A 17441-nucleotide genomic window follows, 5' to 3' on the forward strand; every position below is an offset into this window, starting at 1 on the left:
TAAACTGCAATTAAGCTCTTTGTAACTTCTTGAAAGGACCTTTTTTTTTGAATTCCTATCGGATTGCCTATGAGGCCCGCCATTTTTTTTTATTCGTTAAACTACTTTAGTTTTTAACATACTCTAGCGTCAAATCTTTTTAATTTTAATAGATAAAAGGAAAGGAAGGGTTTGTATACGATAATTGACGTTGAAACTACAGGAAACGGATTAAAAGGCAATAAAATAACAGAAATCTCCATATTCAAGTTTGATGGTTCTGATATAGTAGAAGAATTTACCAGCCTTGTTAACCCAGAACAACCTATACCTCATTATATAACTGCTTTAACGGGCATAGACGACCAAATGGTTTCCCAAGCCCCAACATTTGCAGAAATTGCGGAAGACATTTTAAACATAACCCAAGATGCTATTTTTGTAGCACATGCCGTAAATTTTGACTACGGCGTTATTAAAGAGGAGTTTAAACAAACCAATACCAACTTTGTTCGTAAGAAACTATGTACGGTAAGGCTTTCTAGAAAATTAATTCCGGGCTTAAATTCTTACAGTCTTGGAAAATTATGCACTAGCTTAAACATACCGCTTAAAAACAGACATAGAGCAAGAGGAGACGCACATGCAACAGTATTGCTATTTAAAATGTTATTGGCAAAAAAGCAATCCGATACCGTAATCCAATCTTTTTTAAATTCTAGAAGCCAAGAAGCCACCCTGCCCCCGTTATTGGATAGAAAAACGGTGGACAACCTACCCAACCAACCTGGAATTTATTATTTTCTGGACAGCACTAAAAAAATAATTTATGTGGGTAAGGCCAAACAACTTAAAAAAAGGGTCTTGGGCCATTTTTATGATAAGTCTGAGCATGAAATTCGCCTATGTAAGGAAATTGCACATATAGAATTTGAGTTGTCTGGATCTGAATTATTAGCATTACTAATGGAAAGTGCCGCTATAAAAAAACACTTTCCAAAGTTTAATAGGGCCCAAAAAAAAGTTATAAAACAATATGGTATCTTTTCTTATGAAGACAGAAACGGTATAAAACATCTAGCATTTGGTGCCTTAAAACAAATACCGAATGCCATAACAATTGTGAACAACCCAACAGAAAGTCGTTTACTGTTAGAAGAAATATGTAAACAATTTCAACTTTGCCCAAAATATTGTCAATTAAGAACCGGCACCCTAACCTGTGCTGAAATTCCTTATACGCATTGCAACGGAATTTGTAACAATAATGAGCAAACACAAGCGTATAATCTACGGGTAGAAAGTGCCATAAAATTCTTAAAAGAAAGAAGACAAACCTTATTACTTTCCTTACCAGGAAGAACGGTAGAAGAAAATGCTTTTATATACATGAGCCAAGGCCACTATAAGGGGTATGGTTTTGTAAGCAGGGAAACAACGGTAAATTCAGAAATGGATTTAGAAGCTTTTCTAATACCGCAACCCAATACGGTAGAGGCTAGACAAATTATAAATGCACATTTAAATAAATTGAAATAATCGGTTTAAGGTAAGTACAATAATGTAACTTAGGGATTGTTATGTTCAATTCTAAAGCAAAAACGATATTGTTTGCAAACTCAAAGCCATATGTCGGCTTTGATGATAAGTATTTTATTCTTGGTTGTATATTCTTCAACACCCAAGTATTAATGTCGCTTTTTTATCAAAATGCACTTTATGAGGTTCCATTTGCCATATACTTTTATAAATGGTTAGAATATGCACTTGTAACCGTAGTGCTTATTGTTACCCTAAGGACTTTTTACCTTTATAACCTCAATAAGTATCCTGGACCGGAAAACAGAAATAAACGCTGGTTGTTCTTACCTTTTCTTTTAATCCCGTTTTCCATAATCTTGTGCACGTACCTCTTTTTAATAGAGCCCTTTGTTACCACAGAAATACCGGGCTATGAGCAACCTAATACTAGAACATTGGTAATAACTGGCAGCATCATGTTACTGGTAAACGAAGCTGCTTACACTATTCTGATTTACATCTATGAACTTAATCAAATAAAAGTTAAGGCAGAACAATTAGAAAAAGAAAAAGCAATTGCACAATTGATAAATCTACAGAATCAAATGAACCCTCATTTTTTGTTCAATAGCCTTAACACATTGGTTTTTTTAATAGAAAATGATAAAACCAAAAGTATAGACTTTGTACATAAACTAGCTTTTTTCTACAAGAGAATGGTTTCTCAGCACCATAAAAACCTTATAACCTTAAAAGAAGAATTGGAATATATAGATGCATACACCAAATTGCTTAAAATAAGACATGGCGGAAACCTCAATTTCAACTTTACCATTAGGGAAGATGTAATGAATAATTATGTGGTACCTATGTCTATTCAAATAGGAATAGAAAATGCCGTAAAACACAACAATGTTTCACAAAGACACCCCTTGACCGTTACCATTTATAGCGAAAATCAAGAAATTATAATAGAGAACAACCTTCAAAAAACAGAAAAAAATATAGGGGTTAGTGGTTTGGGTATTTCCAATATCAATAAGAGATATCAGTTGGTTGCCAACAAATCGGTTTCCACAGAAGACAACGGTAGTGTTTACCGTCTAAAAATTCCATTAATACATAAAGATGATAAGAAAATGGATTAAAATCATCTTTCCAGATTCTAAACCTATTTTAGGTTTCAACGATCGGTATCTAGCATTGGTAGCTTCTATTATTAACTGCCATACGGCTATGACCATCTATTTTACCAATGCTTTTTTTACCATTCCAAAATTTTTGTATTTAAAAAAATGGTTAGAGTTCTATTTAATTATTTCCGTAATTTTTATTTGTACCCGAAAAGCATACCTCTTTTTAGTAAAAAAATATCCAGCTTTTGAAAAAAGTAGGGCTAGGTGGAAACGTATACCACTAGTGCTTCTTCCCTTTTTAGGGATTGCCATACCATATGTAAAAATATATAGACCAAATTTTTCAATTTATTTAGAGCATTATGGGCATCCAAATTTTTACAACGAATTGGTTACAGGCACCATTATAATTCTAGTAGATTTAGCCATTTACGAAACCATTTACCTCTTATTAGAACTAAAAGAAGCCAAAATTAAAGAGAAAGAATATCAGAATAAAAAATTGTTGTTCGAGTTATCTGGTCTTAAAAATCAAATTAGTCCACATTTTTTATTCAACAACCTAAATTCCCTGCTCTATTTAATTGATGAAAGCCCAGAAAAAAGTAAAGAGTTTGTACACAAACTTTCCTTCATTTATCACAAAATATTAGAAGGCACACAGAAAGATTTAATTGCGGTAAGCGAAGAAATGGAATACACCAATGCCTATATAGATTTACTACGGCATCGGTTTGGCGGCAATTTAATTTTTAACGTGGATGTTAAAAACAAGACCATGAAAATAATTCCACTGGCCTTGCAACTTTGTATAGAGAATGCCGTTAAGCATAATATCGTTTCTAAAAATCATCCTTTGACCATTTCCATTACTGAGAAAGACGGCTACATTATAATAACCAATAACAAACAATTAAAGCCTAAACCGTTTAGCTCAGGAATTGGTATAAACAACATAAAAGATCGTTACGCCATAATTACAGACCAAAGTGTAATAGTGCAAGAAAACCAAAGCAGTTTCACCTTAAAACTTCCGCTAATCCCATAATGATAAATTGGATTTTAAAAAGCTTGAACCAAAGGCATCGTTACGCAATTTTAGGTTTTAACGATAGGCCATTATTTTGGGCCGCCTGCTTTATAAACACCAATATTTTAATGGGTATTCTATATATGGACTTATTTTTAGAGGGGCCCTTAAAACGGTTTTTTGCCATATACATCGGTGTTTTTTGCTACATTATTTTTCATTTTGTTCTAATGCGGGCCTACTATCTTTACATTCTAAGTAAATATCCCGGATATATCCATAGAACCACCAGAATAGCATTATTACCTGTTGTTTTGGTTATTTATTTACTAATTACCTTATTGCTAGATATTGCTTTAGACCCTATTTTGGCTATTGAAGATCCTGTGCACAATAAACCACCTATTTCTAAAGAATTACTTTCTGGCACCTTATTAATTTTATTAAATGTAGGCATATATGAAGCGCTACATTCTTTACTAGAATTAGAAAAAGTAAAACAGAGATCATTTAAGTTAGAAAAAGACCATGCCCTCTTAAAACTAAAAAGCCTAGAAGAAAAAACCAACCCAAGGTTTTTGTTCAACAGTTTTAATACTTTGCTATTTCTGATGGATGAAAGTCAAGAAAAAAGCAAACAATTTGTGCTGGACCTTTCTTACCTCTATCAAAAATTGTTGGAAAATTCCAAGCTAAGCACCATTGCATTAGAAGATGAAATAGAACATATAACAATTTACAGCAGACTACTTAGAGAAAGGTTTAGAGAAAGTTTTGAAATCCAATTAACGGGAACCGCCCTAAACAATCAAAACATCATTCCACTAACACTATTTTTACTTTTAGAACAAGTACTGCAAACAACCTATAAAAGCAAAAGCAAACCACTATGTATAAGACTTACCATAGATAAAGACAAGGTTACGCTAAAGCATAATAATCTTGACAAAGAATTAACAACAACAAAAAATGATGCATTAGAGTTGATCAACAACAGGTATACAGCGGTAAATATGTACGTTGTTATGACCAAAAAACAAGAAGATTGGTTACAATATAGCATACCGTTAATTGTCCAATCCTAGAATGATAGGACTTTTGTACTATATTTAATAAGAATTTGAAAGTGTATATTTGAACACATGCAAAAGAAGGTAAAAATTGTAATTGTTGAAGATGAGCCCATATCTACCGCTTACTTAAAAAAGCTCATTAGGGAAACCGAGATAGAACACGAGATAGTTGCCGAATTGGATTCTGTATCTGATTCTGTTTTATTCTTTGGCTCTGACAATGAATATGATATCATATTTATGGATATTCATCTAGGTGATGGCACTTGTTTTGAAATTTTAAATACCATAAAAATTTCTAAGCCTATAATTTTCTGCACCACTTTTGACACCTATGCAATTGAAGCTTTTAATTACAATAGCATTGACTATATTCTAAAACCGGCAAAGCTTAATGATATTGAAGACGCCCTTTCTAAATACTACTCCATTAAAAAAGTAGAAGAAGAAAGTTATGCGCACCGTATGGGTAAAATGATGGATACCATTGCACCCAAAAGTTATAAAAAGCGATTTCTTATCCGTACGGAAAACAAACTTAATCTAGTAGACGTGCACAACATCTGTTGTATCTATTCAGAAGATGGGCATACCCATTTGGTAGACAAATCTGGAAAAGAATATGTTATAGATTTTACACTAGAAAAATTAGAGGATGTATTGAATCCAGAGTTTTTCTTTAGAATAAACAGGAAACTCACTTTAAATATTGACGAAATAAAATCTGTGGAAGATTACCCAAACAACAGGCTTGTTGTAGAATTAGAGCATCCGGTAGATTTAGAGTTGGTGGTAAGTAGAAACAGGGTAAAGGATTTTAAAAATTGGCTTAAAGGCATTCTGTAGCCTTCACTTTTTCATCTTCCTGTACATTCTTGCAATGAAGATGAGCCAGACAACAAATATAATTGCCACTATAATGGAGTACCCTAGTATAAAATCCATTATTCGTTCATTTTAAAATATATCATAAACCCTAATATTGTTGGGGCCCAAAACGCTATAAAAATAGCGTCTAACTTATTTCCACTTAGAAATAAAACCTCAGATACGATAATAATCGATAGAACAACCAACAGCATAATACAATTCATTATACCGAGTTTTCTAATAAACTCTTTAAACATAAAAAGTGTCTCTCGCTTTTTTACAAATTCAAGTTACTGAAATAACCTAAGTAATCCTTAACATTTTTTAGATTTCTTTAACGTTTTAAGAATTACCAAAAAAAAGCCCCAAATACTGGGGCTTTTCACAATAAATAAAAACAACCTATATAAACTGAGCGGTTTCCGTACTACCTTTCATGGCTACCGTAGATGCCCTACCAGCCGTAACGGTATTCTGCACAGCATCAAAATAAGTGGTGCCTACAAAAGCTTGGTGCTTTACAGCCCTAAACCCATATTCCTGCAAGGCAAATTCTCGTTCTTGCAATTCTGAATAACCTGCCATGCCTCTTTCTTTATATGCTTTGGAAAGCTCAAACATACTAGTATTAAGTGCATGGAAACCTGCAAGCGTAATAAATTGAAATTTATAACCTAATGCCGCTAATTCCTCTCTAAAGGTTTCCATTTCTGCAACGCTTAATTTAGATGCCCAATTAAAGGAGGGAGAGCAATTATAAGCTAACATTTTACCAGGATATTGGGCATGTATGGCCATTGCAAATTTTCTTGCCTCTTCCAAATTAGGCGTAGAGGTTTCTAACCAAAGTAAATCTGCATAAGGCGCATAACTCAACCCCCTGTCAATCCCCTGCTCCAGACCATTCTTTACATAAAAAAATCCCTCTGGGGAACGCTCGCCTGTCACAAACTTTTTATCCCTGTCATCAATATCACTGGTAAGCAAATTTGCGGCATCGGCATCTGTACGGGCAATAATTACGGTTGGTACGTTCATTACATCTGCTGCCAGCCTTGCAGCAATTAACTTATTTACGGCTTCCTGCGTAGGTACTAGAACTTTACCACCTAGGTGACCACATTTTTTGGCGGAACTCAACTGGTCTTCAAAGTGAACCCCAGAAGCGCCGTTTTCTATCATCCCCTTCATTAGCTCAAAGGCATTTAAATTACCGCCAAAACCTGCTTCAGCATCTGCTACAATAGGCACCAAATAATCTTTTTTATCTTCAACCCCATTTACGGTTTGTATTTGGTCTGCACGCAATAGTGCATTATTTATACGCTTAACCACCATAGGTACGCTATTAGCTGGGTAAAGCGATTGGTCTGGATACATTTCACCAGCCAAATTAGCATCTGCCGCAACTTGCCATCCGCTTAAATAAATAGCCTCTAAACCTGCCTCTACCTCTTGTATGGCTTGGTTACCGGTTAATGCGCCTAACCCTGCTACCCAATCTTGGTTATTTAATTTGGTCCACAATTTTTCTGCCCCTAACCGTGCAACCGAATAATCAATATTATAAGAACCTCTTAAGTTAATTACCTCTTCTGCAGTGTAAGGTCTTTCAACACCTTTCCATCTAGGGTTTACCGTCCATTCTGTTACTAATTGTTGAATTCTTTCTTTTTTTTCCATAAGTTTAGTTTTTAGAAATTTAATTGTCCCAAGTTGTGTTCGCCCACGCTTGGGATTTTTTTTAAATGATTTCCGTGTAAGCTTTTAGCGTTAAAAACTCTTCAAATTGCGTTTGGGATTTTTTTTAAATGATTTCCGTGTAAGCTTTTAGCGTTAAAAACTCTTCAAATTGCGTTTTGGTCACCAATGCGTTAAACAGATCAAATGCTTTTATAAATTGGGTATTAAAAAGATTGGCCTCACCTACCAAGTGTTTAATTTTCTCTTTTTCTTCCTCAAAAATGCTTTGGTATAATTCCTTTTTAAAACGTCTACCATCATCTAACCGAACCTCGTACCTAAGCCATTGCCATATTTGGGTTCTAGAAATCTCTGCGGTTGCGGCATCTTCCATTAAGTTGTACAACGCCACACAACCTTGACCACGCAACCAAGATTCTATATAAAGGATTCCTACGTTAATATTTTTGCGTATACCTTCTTCTGTTATGGTTCCCTTAGGTATGGCTATTAAATCTGCTTCTAGAATCTGGTCTTCTGCCCGTAACACCTGCATCTGGTTTTGGGTTGGCATGTGCTTATCAAACTCCTTTAAGGCGATGGAAACCAATGCCGGATGTGCCACCCAAGTACCATCATGCCCATTTTTAACCTCGCGTTCTTTATCCAAGCGAACCTTTTCCATAGCCTTTTCATTTGCCAATGGATTGTCTTTAATGGGTATTTGTGCGGCCATACCGCCTATGGCCAAAATGCCTCTTTTGTGGCACCGCTGTATTACCCGTTTAGAATAGGCATCCATAAAAGGTACCGTCATAGTTACCTGGTCTCTGTTGGGTAGTATAAATTCTGGGTGATTCCTAAACTTTTTAATGTAAGAAAAGATATAATCCCAACGCCCACAGTTTAAGCCTACAATGTGGTTTTTTAGCTCATAAATAATCTCATCTAACTGAAAGCTAGCCGTGATTGTCTCTATTAAAACCGTAGCTTTAAAAGTACCTTTGGACACATTTAAATAATTTTCCGAGAAGGTAAATACCTCATCCCACCATCTTGCCTCTAGATAATGCTCTAATTTGGGTAGGTAAAAATATGGGGCACTCCCTTTTTCTAGCAACACTTGGGTATTATGGAAAACATATAACCCAAAATCTATTAAACTGGCAGAAGTAGTTACCCCCTTAACTTTTAGATGGCATTCCTCTAAGTGTAATCCTCTTGGGCGCACCAATAAAACTGCGGGATTATCATTTAGCTCATACTGTTTTGCCCTTTTGCTATCATAGAATTTTATGGTGCCCTTATTGGCTTCTATAAGATTTTGCTGGCCCAACATACAATTGTACCAAGTTGGGGCATTGCTATCTTCAAAATCGGCCATAAACGTCTTGGCACCAGAGTTTAAAGCGTTTATGACCATTTTGCGATCTACAGGTCCAGTAATTTCTACACGCCTGTCCAAAAGATCTTTAGGTATATGGGGCACCTGCCATTCCATATTTCTTGTTTGTTCTGTTTCCTTTGGAAAGGTTGGAAATACCCCTGCATCAAATTGAGCCTGCGTTTTGACGCGTTCTTGCAACAGTTGCAGTCTAGACTTGTTAAATCTAGCATGTAAAGCAATTAGAAAATCTAAGGCCTTATCCGTTAATATTTCTGGATAATAGTTGTTCACATTATCCGCAAACTGAATTTCCGAAGTGGTCATAATACCTTGTTCCATAACTTCTTAGTTTTTGTTGAAACAAGGATAAATCAAAGTTTTTCAATTTACAAGCGAACGTTCGCTATTTTTATATTATTCGCTACTTTTAAAAGATTCGCAAAATATTGTACATTTGATCAAGAATAATGGAAGAAGAGTATATTAAACTAATTTTTGGTCTGAAACTGAAGCAGCTTCGACTTAAAAAAGACCTATCCTTATTTGGATTGGCCAAGCTTACAGGGTTATCTAAATCTTATTTAAACGAGATTGAAAAGGGAAAAAAGTATCCTAAAACGGATAAAATCTTGCTACTTGCAGAAAAATTGGATATACCCTATGATAGCCTAGTATCCTTAAAATTGGATAAGAATTTGGCTCCGGTAGCACAATTGTTTCAATCCAAAATTCTAAAAGAAATTCCATTAGAACTTTTTGGGGTTAAGGAAAGGGACCTAATTGAGATCGTGGCCAATGCACCTACAAAGGTTAATGCCTTTATAAGTACCATCATAGAGATTGCCAAACAATATAATTTTGGTAAAGAGAGCTTCTATTTAGCCTCTTTGCGTTCCTTTCAAGAAGCCAATAACAACTTTTTCCCAGAAATGGAAAAAGCAGCATTAGATTTTGCCAAGGCCTACCAAATTGATATGAGCCGAAGCGTTACCTCCTTAGAATTAGAAGAAATTTTAATTGAAGAATATGGTTATACCATAAATAATAGTGATTTAAAAAAACACCAAGAATTGGATTCTTTGCGGTCTGTTTTTGTACCCAAAACGAAAACCCTTTTAATTGCAAGCCACATAGACGAGGCACAACGTACGTTTATCTATGCCAAGGAAATTGGTTATAATTATTTAAAAATCACCGAAAGACTGTATACGTTTAGCTGGATAAATTTTGAAAATTTTGACCAAGTCTTAAATAATTTTTATGCCTCCTATTTTGCAGGAGCCCTTGTAATACCTAGAATTACGTTACAAAAGCAGGTAGACCAAATGTTGGCCAAACCCCGTTTTGACAAAAACTTTTTAGCACAAATACGCCAGCAACATAATGCCTCTCCAGAATCATTGTATCAAAGATTAACCAACATTTTACCCCAAGATTATCAATTAGAAAACCTTTTCTTTTTAAGATTCTCCCACAGCCAGAATAGTCCCAGATTTGATATTACCAAAGAACTTCACTTAACCCATCAGCATTCGCCACACGGCAATCAGACAAACGAAAAGTATTGCCGCCGTTGGGCTTCTATCCGAGTGTTGAAAGAAATTTCCGGACAAGAAGAAGAACACATCATGGATGTTCAAATTTCGCACTATCTAGAAGACCAATTGTCTTATTTAATATTAGCGTCTGCCACTAAAGATCCTTTTAAAGAAAATCAATATCGCAGCGTAAGCATTGGTCTACAAATAACGGATGCGCTAAAAAAGAAGGCTCAATTTTTAAAAGACCCCAATATAAAACAGCTAAACGTAGGTGTTACCTGTGAGCGTTGTACTATTGCCAACTGTGCAGAACGGGCAGCCGACCCTATTTTTTTACAGCAACAAAACCGCGACCGAGAGACTGCTAGAGTGGTTCAAGAACTACAACACAAATTTAGCTAACCTTTACCCGTTAATTTTACGGAAAAAGAAACTGGCTCATTTAAATGCTCAAAACCCAGGTGTAATTTATCTTGAGAAACCCGGTATGGATAAAAAGTAATTGGCTCTATACAAACCATATTATTAACCTTTGTCCAGCACATAAAATTACCGAAGCCCTTTGTTTCAATGGTTAATTCTTTTTTATCCCTCAACGTAATTTGGCTACAATCTTCAACTTCTAAAGCCCTACTACCTACAGCCAGTACTTCTTCTAACGTAATTTCCTTATCGCCTGCTAAAATTGTAGGATTACTGGTATATAATTTAAATGCAGGATGATACCCCAACATATATGGCATATCCTTATCGCCTTCTATTAAAAAGTCAATGGCTAAACCAGCAGCTGTTAGTTGTATTGTTTTGGTAAACTTAAAATTATAGGGCCAGACCAAATACTTACGGGTACTCTTTTCTGGATATTTGTTATTTTCAATCGGTGTCATTGCCTTATATTCCTTAACAAATACGGCTTTGGTAGCCGTAGCCGATGCTAATTGATACGGAAATTGCCTTAATAACCCATGTTGGTCTTGTATGGCTTGTCCTTTATTAACTTGAACCATAAAATTGGCTTCGTTCACCGGGCCAATAATTGGAAACATTTCGGTATCTGAAGAACCCCAACCAGGACTACCTTTTTGATGAATAAATTCGTGCCCAGATACGGTATAACTAACTAATTCGCCATTTTCTATACCAACTGCTTGTTCTTCTAATGCTAACTTTGTCATTTTAATCTTGATTAATAAGTCTATAAATCAATACTGCCGTTCTTTTGGTCAGTGCTTCAAAGGTATTAAGGTTAACCGTTTCTTCTGGCGTATGTGCTCCTGTTCCCATAGTGCCCAAACCATCTAAACAATCTACATATTCCGCAATAAAGGATACATCTGCGGCCCCGCGTTTTCCGGGGTCATACGCCATTACTTCTCCCTGCCCTAATGCAAGGCTAACCGTATTTAAAGTTTTCAATAATGCTTGATTTCCAGCAGTTGGTTGCATAGCAGGATAACTATCCGTAAAACTTACAGTAGCACTGGTCTGTGGTAAATTTTGCCGTACAATTTCTCGCATCTTAGAACGTGCGCGTTCTTTTTGTTCTTCAGAAATAAACCGAAGCCCTCCTTTAACCATTGCTGTTTGGGATACTACATTGGTTTTACCAAAAGCGTCTCCTTTTCCTGTTTTAGGGTCAAAATTCACAAAAGTACCACCTAATAGTACTCCAGGGTTAAACGTTAACAAGTCCTCCCCTTTTACATCGGTATAAAATTGGTGTAAAATCCTGGACATTTCAAAGATAGCACCAGCACCAACGCGTTCATTAAAAATACCAGAAGAATGGGCCCGTTTACCCGTTACGTTTACCTCCCATCCAGAAGAGCCTCTTCTGGCTACCGTTGCATAGTTAAATCCTGTAGACGTTTCAAAACCCAGTGCAATGTCGCTTCGTTTAGCCGCATTAATCAAATCTTTTCTACTTAATTCTAACGGGCTACCCGTACTTTCTTCATCTCCAGTAAAGGCAACAATAATTTGCGCATCGTCCAAAAGGCCATTTTCCTGTAACGCTTTTAAAGCATATAATACAATTACATCTCCTCCCTTCATATCATTACCTCCTGGGGCATGGGCTGTAGAATCAGTAACCATGGTAAATGTTTGGAATGGGCTATCTTCTTCAAAAACGGTATCTAAATGCCCTACTAGCAGTAGTTTTTTACCCTTATTCCCTTTGGTTTCTGCAAATAAATGCCCAGCGCGGTTCATTTTTTCGGGCATAGGTATCCAATTGGTTTCAAAACCAATATCGGTAAAAGCCGTACCGAATACTTCGCCAACTTTTTGTACCCCTTTTAAATTTAGGGTACCGCTATTAATATTTACTACTTTTTCTAGAAATTGTAGGGCATCGGCGTTGTTTTGAGCAACCGTTGCCACAATTTTCTTTTCTGTTTTGGATAGTTTCTGTGCGGGCGCGGTAATTGCGGTAAGTAACAGGCACCACGCAATAATTTGAATTCTCATAATCTGGTCAGTTAAGTCTTAAAAGTAAGACTTAATGGCCAAAAGCTTGCATTTTAATAGCATTATTCAAATTTTATAGCTTTTACCGGAGCTATTTTAGAAATAGCATAAGAAGGTACCAAAAGCATTAACAGACACAACACCATTACCCCAACATTTAATAGGACTACGGTTAATAAATCTATGCTTACCGGAACATAAGTAACGTAATATTCTTCCGGATTAGGAAATTTAAGGAATTGAAATTTTTGCTGAAGAAAAAGGATACCCAAGCCTATTAAATTACCCCAGAACAAACCAAGAACAATTAAGTATGCCGCATTAAGTAAGAATACTTTTCTAATGCTCCAATTGGGAGAACCTAATGCTTTAAGAACACCTATCATTTGGGTGCGTTCCAAAATTAAAACCAATAAAGCGGTTATCATGTTTATACCGCCAACAACTATCATGATCCCTATTATTAGGGCAATATTAAAATCGAACAACGGCAACCACTCAAATATTTTAAAATATTTTGTTTTTATGTTTTGGGTATCTAACGTGGAGAGTGTGTTGTCATAAATAGCATTTGTTTTGGCATCAATTTCATCAAAATCAGACAAGAAAACCTCAAAATTTCCTATTTCATTAGCGCTCCATTTGTTCATGCGCTGTATATGCCTAATATCTATTAAAATGTAGGAGGCATCCAACTCCTCAAAGCCACTATCATAAATACCGCTTACTGTAAATCTCCTATTATTTGGAGGTCTGGATGGGTCACCATCTTTTAAGAAAATGGCCAAAAAAGTATCGCCCACATTTAGTTGCAACCGTTTGGCCAAAATATTAGAAATCAAGGCTTTTTCGGATGTATCTTTAGAAAAATCCGGCAAGCTACCTGCAACCAAAAACTCATTAAAAGATTGCCATCTAAAATCTTTACCTACTCCTTTGGCCAAGATACCTTCAAAAGTCTTTTCTGTACGAATGATACCAGCTTTTACCGCAACCGCTTGTACGTGTTCTATACCATCTATAGCCGTAAACTTTGGATAAAAAGGCTGATTTATATCTACCGGAGAAACCGATACATCTGACCTGTTATTGTCATAATTAGCAATTTGAATATGCCCGTTAAAAGCTGCTATTTTTTCCCTGATTTTCTCCTTTAAGCCCGCTCCGGTAGCAATTGCAATGAGCATCATAATTACACCAATGGCAATTGCTGCAATAGCAATTTTAATGATTGGTGCAGAAATACTACTTTTATGTTCCTTACCTGTAATCAGGCGCTTGGCTATAAACAATTCTAAATTCAACGAATGCCTTTTTTATTCCGTTTCAAAAGTACAGTTTTATGTTTAAGCATGGTATTAATTGCCTGCGGACAAGAGAAAAACAAGGTGAAGACCACACCGCAACCCACTGCAGCACCTATTGCCAAAGAAATTGTGGTAGCCGCAAACCGCACAGATACTTACCTACCGCTATTGAAAAATAAAAATATAGCTGTAGTGGCCAACCAAACATCTGTGGTTTTTAAGCCTAACAAGACCTATGTACACTTGGTAGACACCCTAATTAGCAGGGGCGTAACAATTACCAAGGTTTTTGCTCCAGAACATGGATTTAGAGGTAACGTGGATGCAGGAGAAACGGTTAAAAATGGAACCGACGACAAAACAGGACTTCCATTAATTTCACTTTATGGTAAAAATAAAAAGCCCGCTCCGGAACAATTAGCCGGTATTGACTTAGTTTTATTTGACATACAAGATGTAGGGGTTAGATTCTACACCTACATTGCTACCCTACAATTGGTAATGGAAGCTTGCGCAGATGCCAACATTCCCGTTTTGGTTTTAGATCGCCCTAACCCAAATGCGCATTATGTAGATGGCCCTACTATGGAAGCAGCACATACAAGTTTTTTGGGCATGACACAAATTCCTCTGGTTTATGGTATGACTATAGGGGAATATGCCAATATGATTAATGAGGAAGGATGGCTTTCTTCTTTAAAAAAAGTTGACTTGACCGTAGTTAGGTTAGCGAACTATACCCATAACACCCCATATAATTTAATTATAAGGCCTTCTCCAAATTTACCCAATGACACGGCCATTAACCTTTACCCTTCTTTGGGTTTATTTGAAGGTACTACCGTAAATGCCGGTAGAGGAACAGAAGCACAATTTCAACGTTTTGGCGCCTCGTTTTTAGATAGTACAAAGTTTAACTTTAGGTATACACCCGCTCCTAATTTTGGTTCAAAAAAACCAAAGGAAAACGGGAAGCTTTGTTATGGTATGGACTTGAGCAATATTCCTAAAATGGACCGTGTTACCATAAAATGGATAAAAACCGCTTATGACAACGCCCTGAACAAAAAGGCGTTTTTTATAACCAATTCTTTTACCAAACATGCTGGTAACACAACCTTGCAACAGCAAATTATTAATGGCATTTCTGCAGAAGAAATTGAAGCCAGTTGGCAGCCAGGTATTAAGGCTTTTAAAACCATACGCCAAAAATATTTGATCTATGATTAATCCGTAGGATTAAGTAAGGGGCTTAATTTTTCAAGGTTTCCATCAATAGGTGTTAATATATCCAAACCTAGAAGGTGTGCTACAAACGGGTATACGTGAATATTTTCTACCTCAGCTACACTAGTACCTTTGGCAATGCTAGGGCCCTCTACATAAAAAATACCACCCATATCCGTATACCTGTAGGGGTCGTAACCATGTGTGCCTTCGGCTTTGGCTAAATCTTCCTTTTTTACTGTAGAATTAATTATGGTATAAGGCGGTTCTGCAATTAATACTATATCTCCTATTCTAGGATTATTTTTAAAATTCAAATAATCAGGAACACCTTCCTTTGTATAGGAAGTAAAATGAGATTTTTTGGTCAAGACCTTTAAAAGCGATTTTTTCTGTTCTTCAGAATCCGTATAAATCATCCCTACCGGGCCACCCAAGAAATTCTCATTATCAACAGAAACAAAATCATGTATGTTTATAAATTTAGAAACAGGTGTCATTCCATGATCTGATGTAACTATAAGGTAGACCGGTAATCCAGATTGTTGAATACCCTTTCTTAAAGCACCAATTTGCTTGTCTACAAAGGCTACGGCCTTTGAAACCTCATCAGAATCCGGACCAAATTTATGCCCCTGCGTATCTACTAAAGAAAAGTAAAGTGTAATCATATGTGGTCTGTCCTTTTCTGGCAATTGCAACCATTCCATTACCCGTTTCACCCTAAACTCATACGGTGTTTTTTTGTCGTATTTATAATAATATTTAGGATGTAACCCGTTAATATTGGCCTCGCTACCAACCCAGAAATAAGATGCGGCTACCATTCCTTGTAATTGAGCTAAATTCCAAAGGGGAACGCCACCGTACCAACCCCCATCTTCTACAGCGTTTCTATTACCAATACTATATCGCTTTTTTATTTTAGTATCAAAAAAAGAATTGGCCACGATACCATGTTTAGATGGGTACAATCCTGTGGCTAGGGTATAATGGTTGGGAAAAGTCTTAGAAGGAAAAGACGGCAAGAGCCTTTTTGCCCTAGCTCCGTTTTTGGCCATATCCAAAAGATTAGCAGCTTTGTATTTTTCTGCATAGTCATGCCTAAAACCATCCAACGAAACCATGATTACATATGGTTTAGCCTGCGAATTCGTGGTGTTCTCTATAAAGTTTGAAGTTATTTCTTTGGCAACAAAATCTTTATAATTCGCAGTTTGTGCAAGAAGGCTGTCACAAAAGCATAAAAACAATCCTAGACCATAAAAAAGTTTTAACCTCATCTTTCCATTTTATAATTGATGGAAAGCTACAAATTTCAATGTTTTGCCAGAGTTAAGTCTTTAGTTAATTGTGGTTGGTTTTCTGTATTTCTGAAACGGTTGCCGCAGCAAACCTTTAATACTACTGTTCTCTTTTTCGTCTGGAAAAGTATCTACGCCATATTTAATTTTATCGCGGTCTAGCTCCATATAGGTACCCAAAAGCCGGTCCCAAATGGAAAAGATATTACCATAATTACTATCCGTATAGGGCAGTACATAATGATGGTGTACTTTATGCATATCTGGTGAAATAATTATATAGCTTATGGCTTTGTCTAGCTTTCTTGGTAATGAAATATTGGCATGGTTAAATTGTGAACAAACTACGGAAAGACTTTGGTACAACATAATTACTCCTATTGGGGCGCCAACTATTAAAACACCAAACAAAGTAAACGCATACCGTATACAACTTTCTAAAGGGTGATGCCTATTGGCCGTTGTTGTATCTACATTATGGTCTGAATGATGCACCAAATGAACCATCCATAATGGTTTTACCTTATGTTCTACTAAATGTGCCAAATAGGCACCAAAAAAATCTAAGAATAATACACCCAGTACAACGTATAACCATAAGGGCAGGTCTGGCATCCAATTAATGATTCCAAAACTATTGTTTACCGCCCAATCTGAACATAACAAAAGTAGAAATGCCAATGGCATATTTATAAGAATAGTGGTTAGGGTAAAGAAAAAATTGGGTAAGGCATGTTGCCACTTTTTATATTTTACCGAAAACAAAGGCACAATACCTTCCAATATCCAAAAGAAGGTAATACCGCCTACTAAAATTAAGGAGCGATGCAGTGGAGGTATTGTTTCAAAATATTGTATAATGGATTCCATCTTAATATAATTATTATCAAAATAGGGGATCCTAAAATAAC

The 17441-nt window shown here is 36.1% G+C and carries 14 protein-coding genes; 7 read left to right on the top strand and 7 right to left on the bottom strand.

What is annotated here, in order from left to right; translation table 11 throughout:
• Positions 1-171 precede the first annotated feature (171 nt).
• Genes ACXAGS_RS11320 through ACXAGS_RS11340 form a run of 5 tightly spaced genes read left to right on the top strand, consistent with a single transcriptional unit; the run spans position 172 to position 5585 of the window.
• On the top strand, positions 172-1518 hold the full coding sequence (locus tag ACXAGS_RS11320) for an exonuclease domain-containing protein (protein ID WP_474906833.1): 1347 nt from the start codon (positions 172-174) through the stop codon (positions 1516-1518).
• Between the two features lie 41 nt (positions 1519-1559).
• On the top strand, positions 1560-2648 hold the full coding sequence (locus ACXAGS_RS11325) for a sensor histidine kinase (protein ID WP_474906835.1): 1089 nt from the start codon (positions 1560-1562) through the stop codon (positions 2646-2648).
• Entirely contained in the window at positions 2629-3684 is a 1056-nt protein-coding gene (locus tag ACXAGS_RS11330; RefSeq protein WP_474906837.1) for a sensor histidine kinase, read from the top strand. Before ACXAGS_RS11325 ends, ACXAGS_RS11330 begins: the two co-directional genes overlap by 20 nt.
• Positions 3684-4751: a histidine kinase gene (locus ACXAGS_RS11335; RefSeq protein WP_474906839.1), complete on the top strand. Its 1068-nt coding sequence runs from the start codon at positions 3684-3686 to the stop codon at positions 4749-4751. The genes ACXAGS_RS11330 and ACXAGS_RS11335 overlap by 1 nt, the downstream gene beginning before the upstream one ends.
• A 57-nt stretch (positions 4752-4808) precedes the next feature.
• Positions 4809-5585, top strand: a complete 777-nt coding sequence (locus tag ACXAGS_RS11340) for a LytR/AlgR family response regulator transcription factor (RefSeq protein ID WP_474906841.1) — start codon at positions 4809-4811, stop codon at positions 5583-5585.
• A gap of 426 nt (positions 5586-6011) precedes the next feature.
• On the opposite strand, the gene aceA is transcribed toward ACXAGS_RS11340, so the two are convergent.
• Together aceA and aceB are read right to left on the bottom strand one after the other, a co-directional pair.
• Positions 6012-7292, bottom strand: a complete 1281-nt coding sequence (gene aceA / locus ACXAGS_RS11345) for an isocitrate lyase (protein ID WP_474906842.1) — start codon at positions 7290-7292, stop codon at positions 6012-6014.
• 124 nt (positions 7293-7416) lie between these two features.
• Entirely contained in the window at positions 7417-9018 is a 1602-nt protein-coding gene (gene aceB, locus ACXAGS_RS11350; RefSeq protein WP_474906843.1) for a malate synthase A, read from the bottom strand.
• Between the two features lie 128 nt (positions 9019-9146).
• Here aceB and ACXAGS_RS11355 point away from each other — a divergent pair, with 128 nt between their 5' ends.
• The gene (locus ACXAGS_RS11355) at positions 9147-10622 is read left to right on the top strand and encodes a helix-turn-helix domain-containing protein (protein WP_474906845.1); all 1476 of its coding nucleotides are present in this window, start codon (positions 9147-9149) and stop codon (positions 10620-10622) included.
• Here the strand turns inward: ACXAGS_RS11355 and ACXAGS_RS11360 are convergent.
• The 3 genes from ACXAGS_RS11360 to ACXAGS_RS11370 form a co-directional block, all read right to left on the bottom strand.
• Complete coding sequence (locus ACXAGS_RS11360) at positions 10619-11395, bottom strand: aldose epimerase family protein (protein WP_474906847.1); 777 nt, start codon at positions 11393-11395, stop codon at positions 10619-10621. The genes ACXAGS_RS11355 and ACXAGS_RS11360 overlap by 4 nt on opposite strands.
• 1 nt (position 11396) lies before the next feature.
• The gene (locus ACXAGS_RS11365) at positions 11397-12692 is read right to left on the bottom strand and encodes a M20/M25/M40 family metallo-hydrolase (protein ID WP_474906849.1); all 1296 of its coding nucleotides are present in this window, start codon (positions 12690-12692) and stop codon (positions 11397-11399) included.
• A gap of 62 nt (positions 12693-12754) precedes the next feature.
• Positions 12755-13996 (bottom strand): ABC transporter permease, encoded by a 1242-nt coding sequence (locus ACXAGS_RS11370; protein WP_474906851.1) that lies wholly within the window; start codon positions 13994-13996, stop codon positions 12755-12757.
• A 3-nt stretch (positions 13997-13999) separates the two neighbouring features.
• Here ACXAGS_RS11370 and ACXAGS_RS11375 point away from each other — a divergent pair, with 3 nt between their 5' ends.
• Positions 14000-15229, top strand: a complete 1230-nt coding sequence (locus ACXAGS_RS11375) for an exo-beta-N-acetylmuramidase NamZ family protein (RefSeq protein ID WP_474906852.1) — start codon at positions 14000-14002, stop codon at positions 15227-15229.
• Here ACXAGS_RS11375 and ACXAGS_RS11380 read toward each other — a convergent pair.
• The gene (locus ACXAGS_RS11380) at positions 15226-16509 is read right to left on the bottom strand and encodes an alkaline phosphatase family protein (RefSeq protein ID WP_474906853.1); all 1284 of its coding nucleotides are present in this window, start codon (positions 16507-16509) and stop codon (positions 15226-15228) included. The two genes, ACXAGS_RS11375 and ACXAGS_RS11380, sit on opposite strands and share 4 nt — an antisense overlap.
• 60 nt (positions 16510-16569) lie before the next feature.
• Complete coding sequence (locus tag ACXAGS_RS11385) at positions 16570-17400, bottom strand: sterol desaturase family protein (protein WP_474906855.1); 831 nt, start codon at positions 17398-17400, stop codon at positions 16570-16572.
• Positions 17401-17441 lie beyond the last annotated feature (41 nt).

This window comes from Croceivirga sp. ABH4_376, from assembly GCF_056160685.1.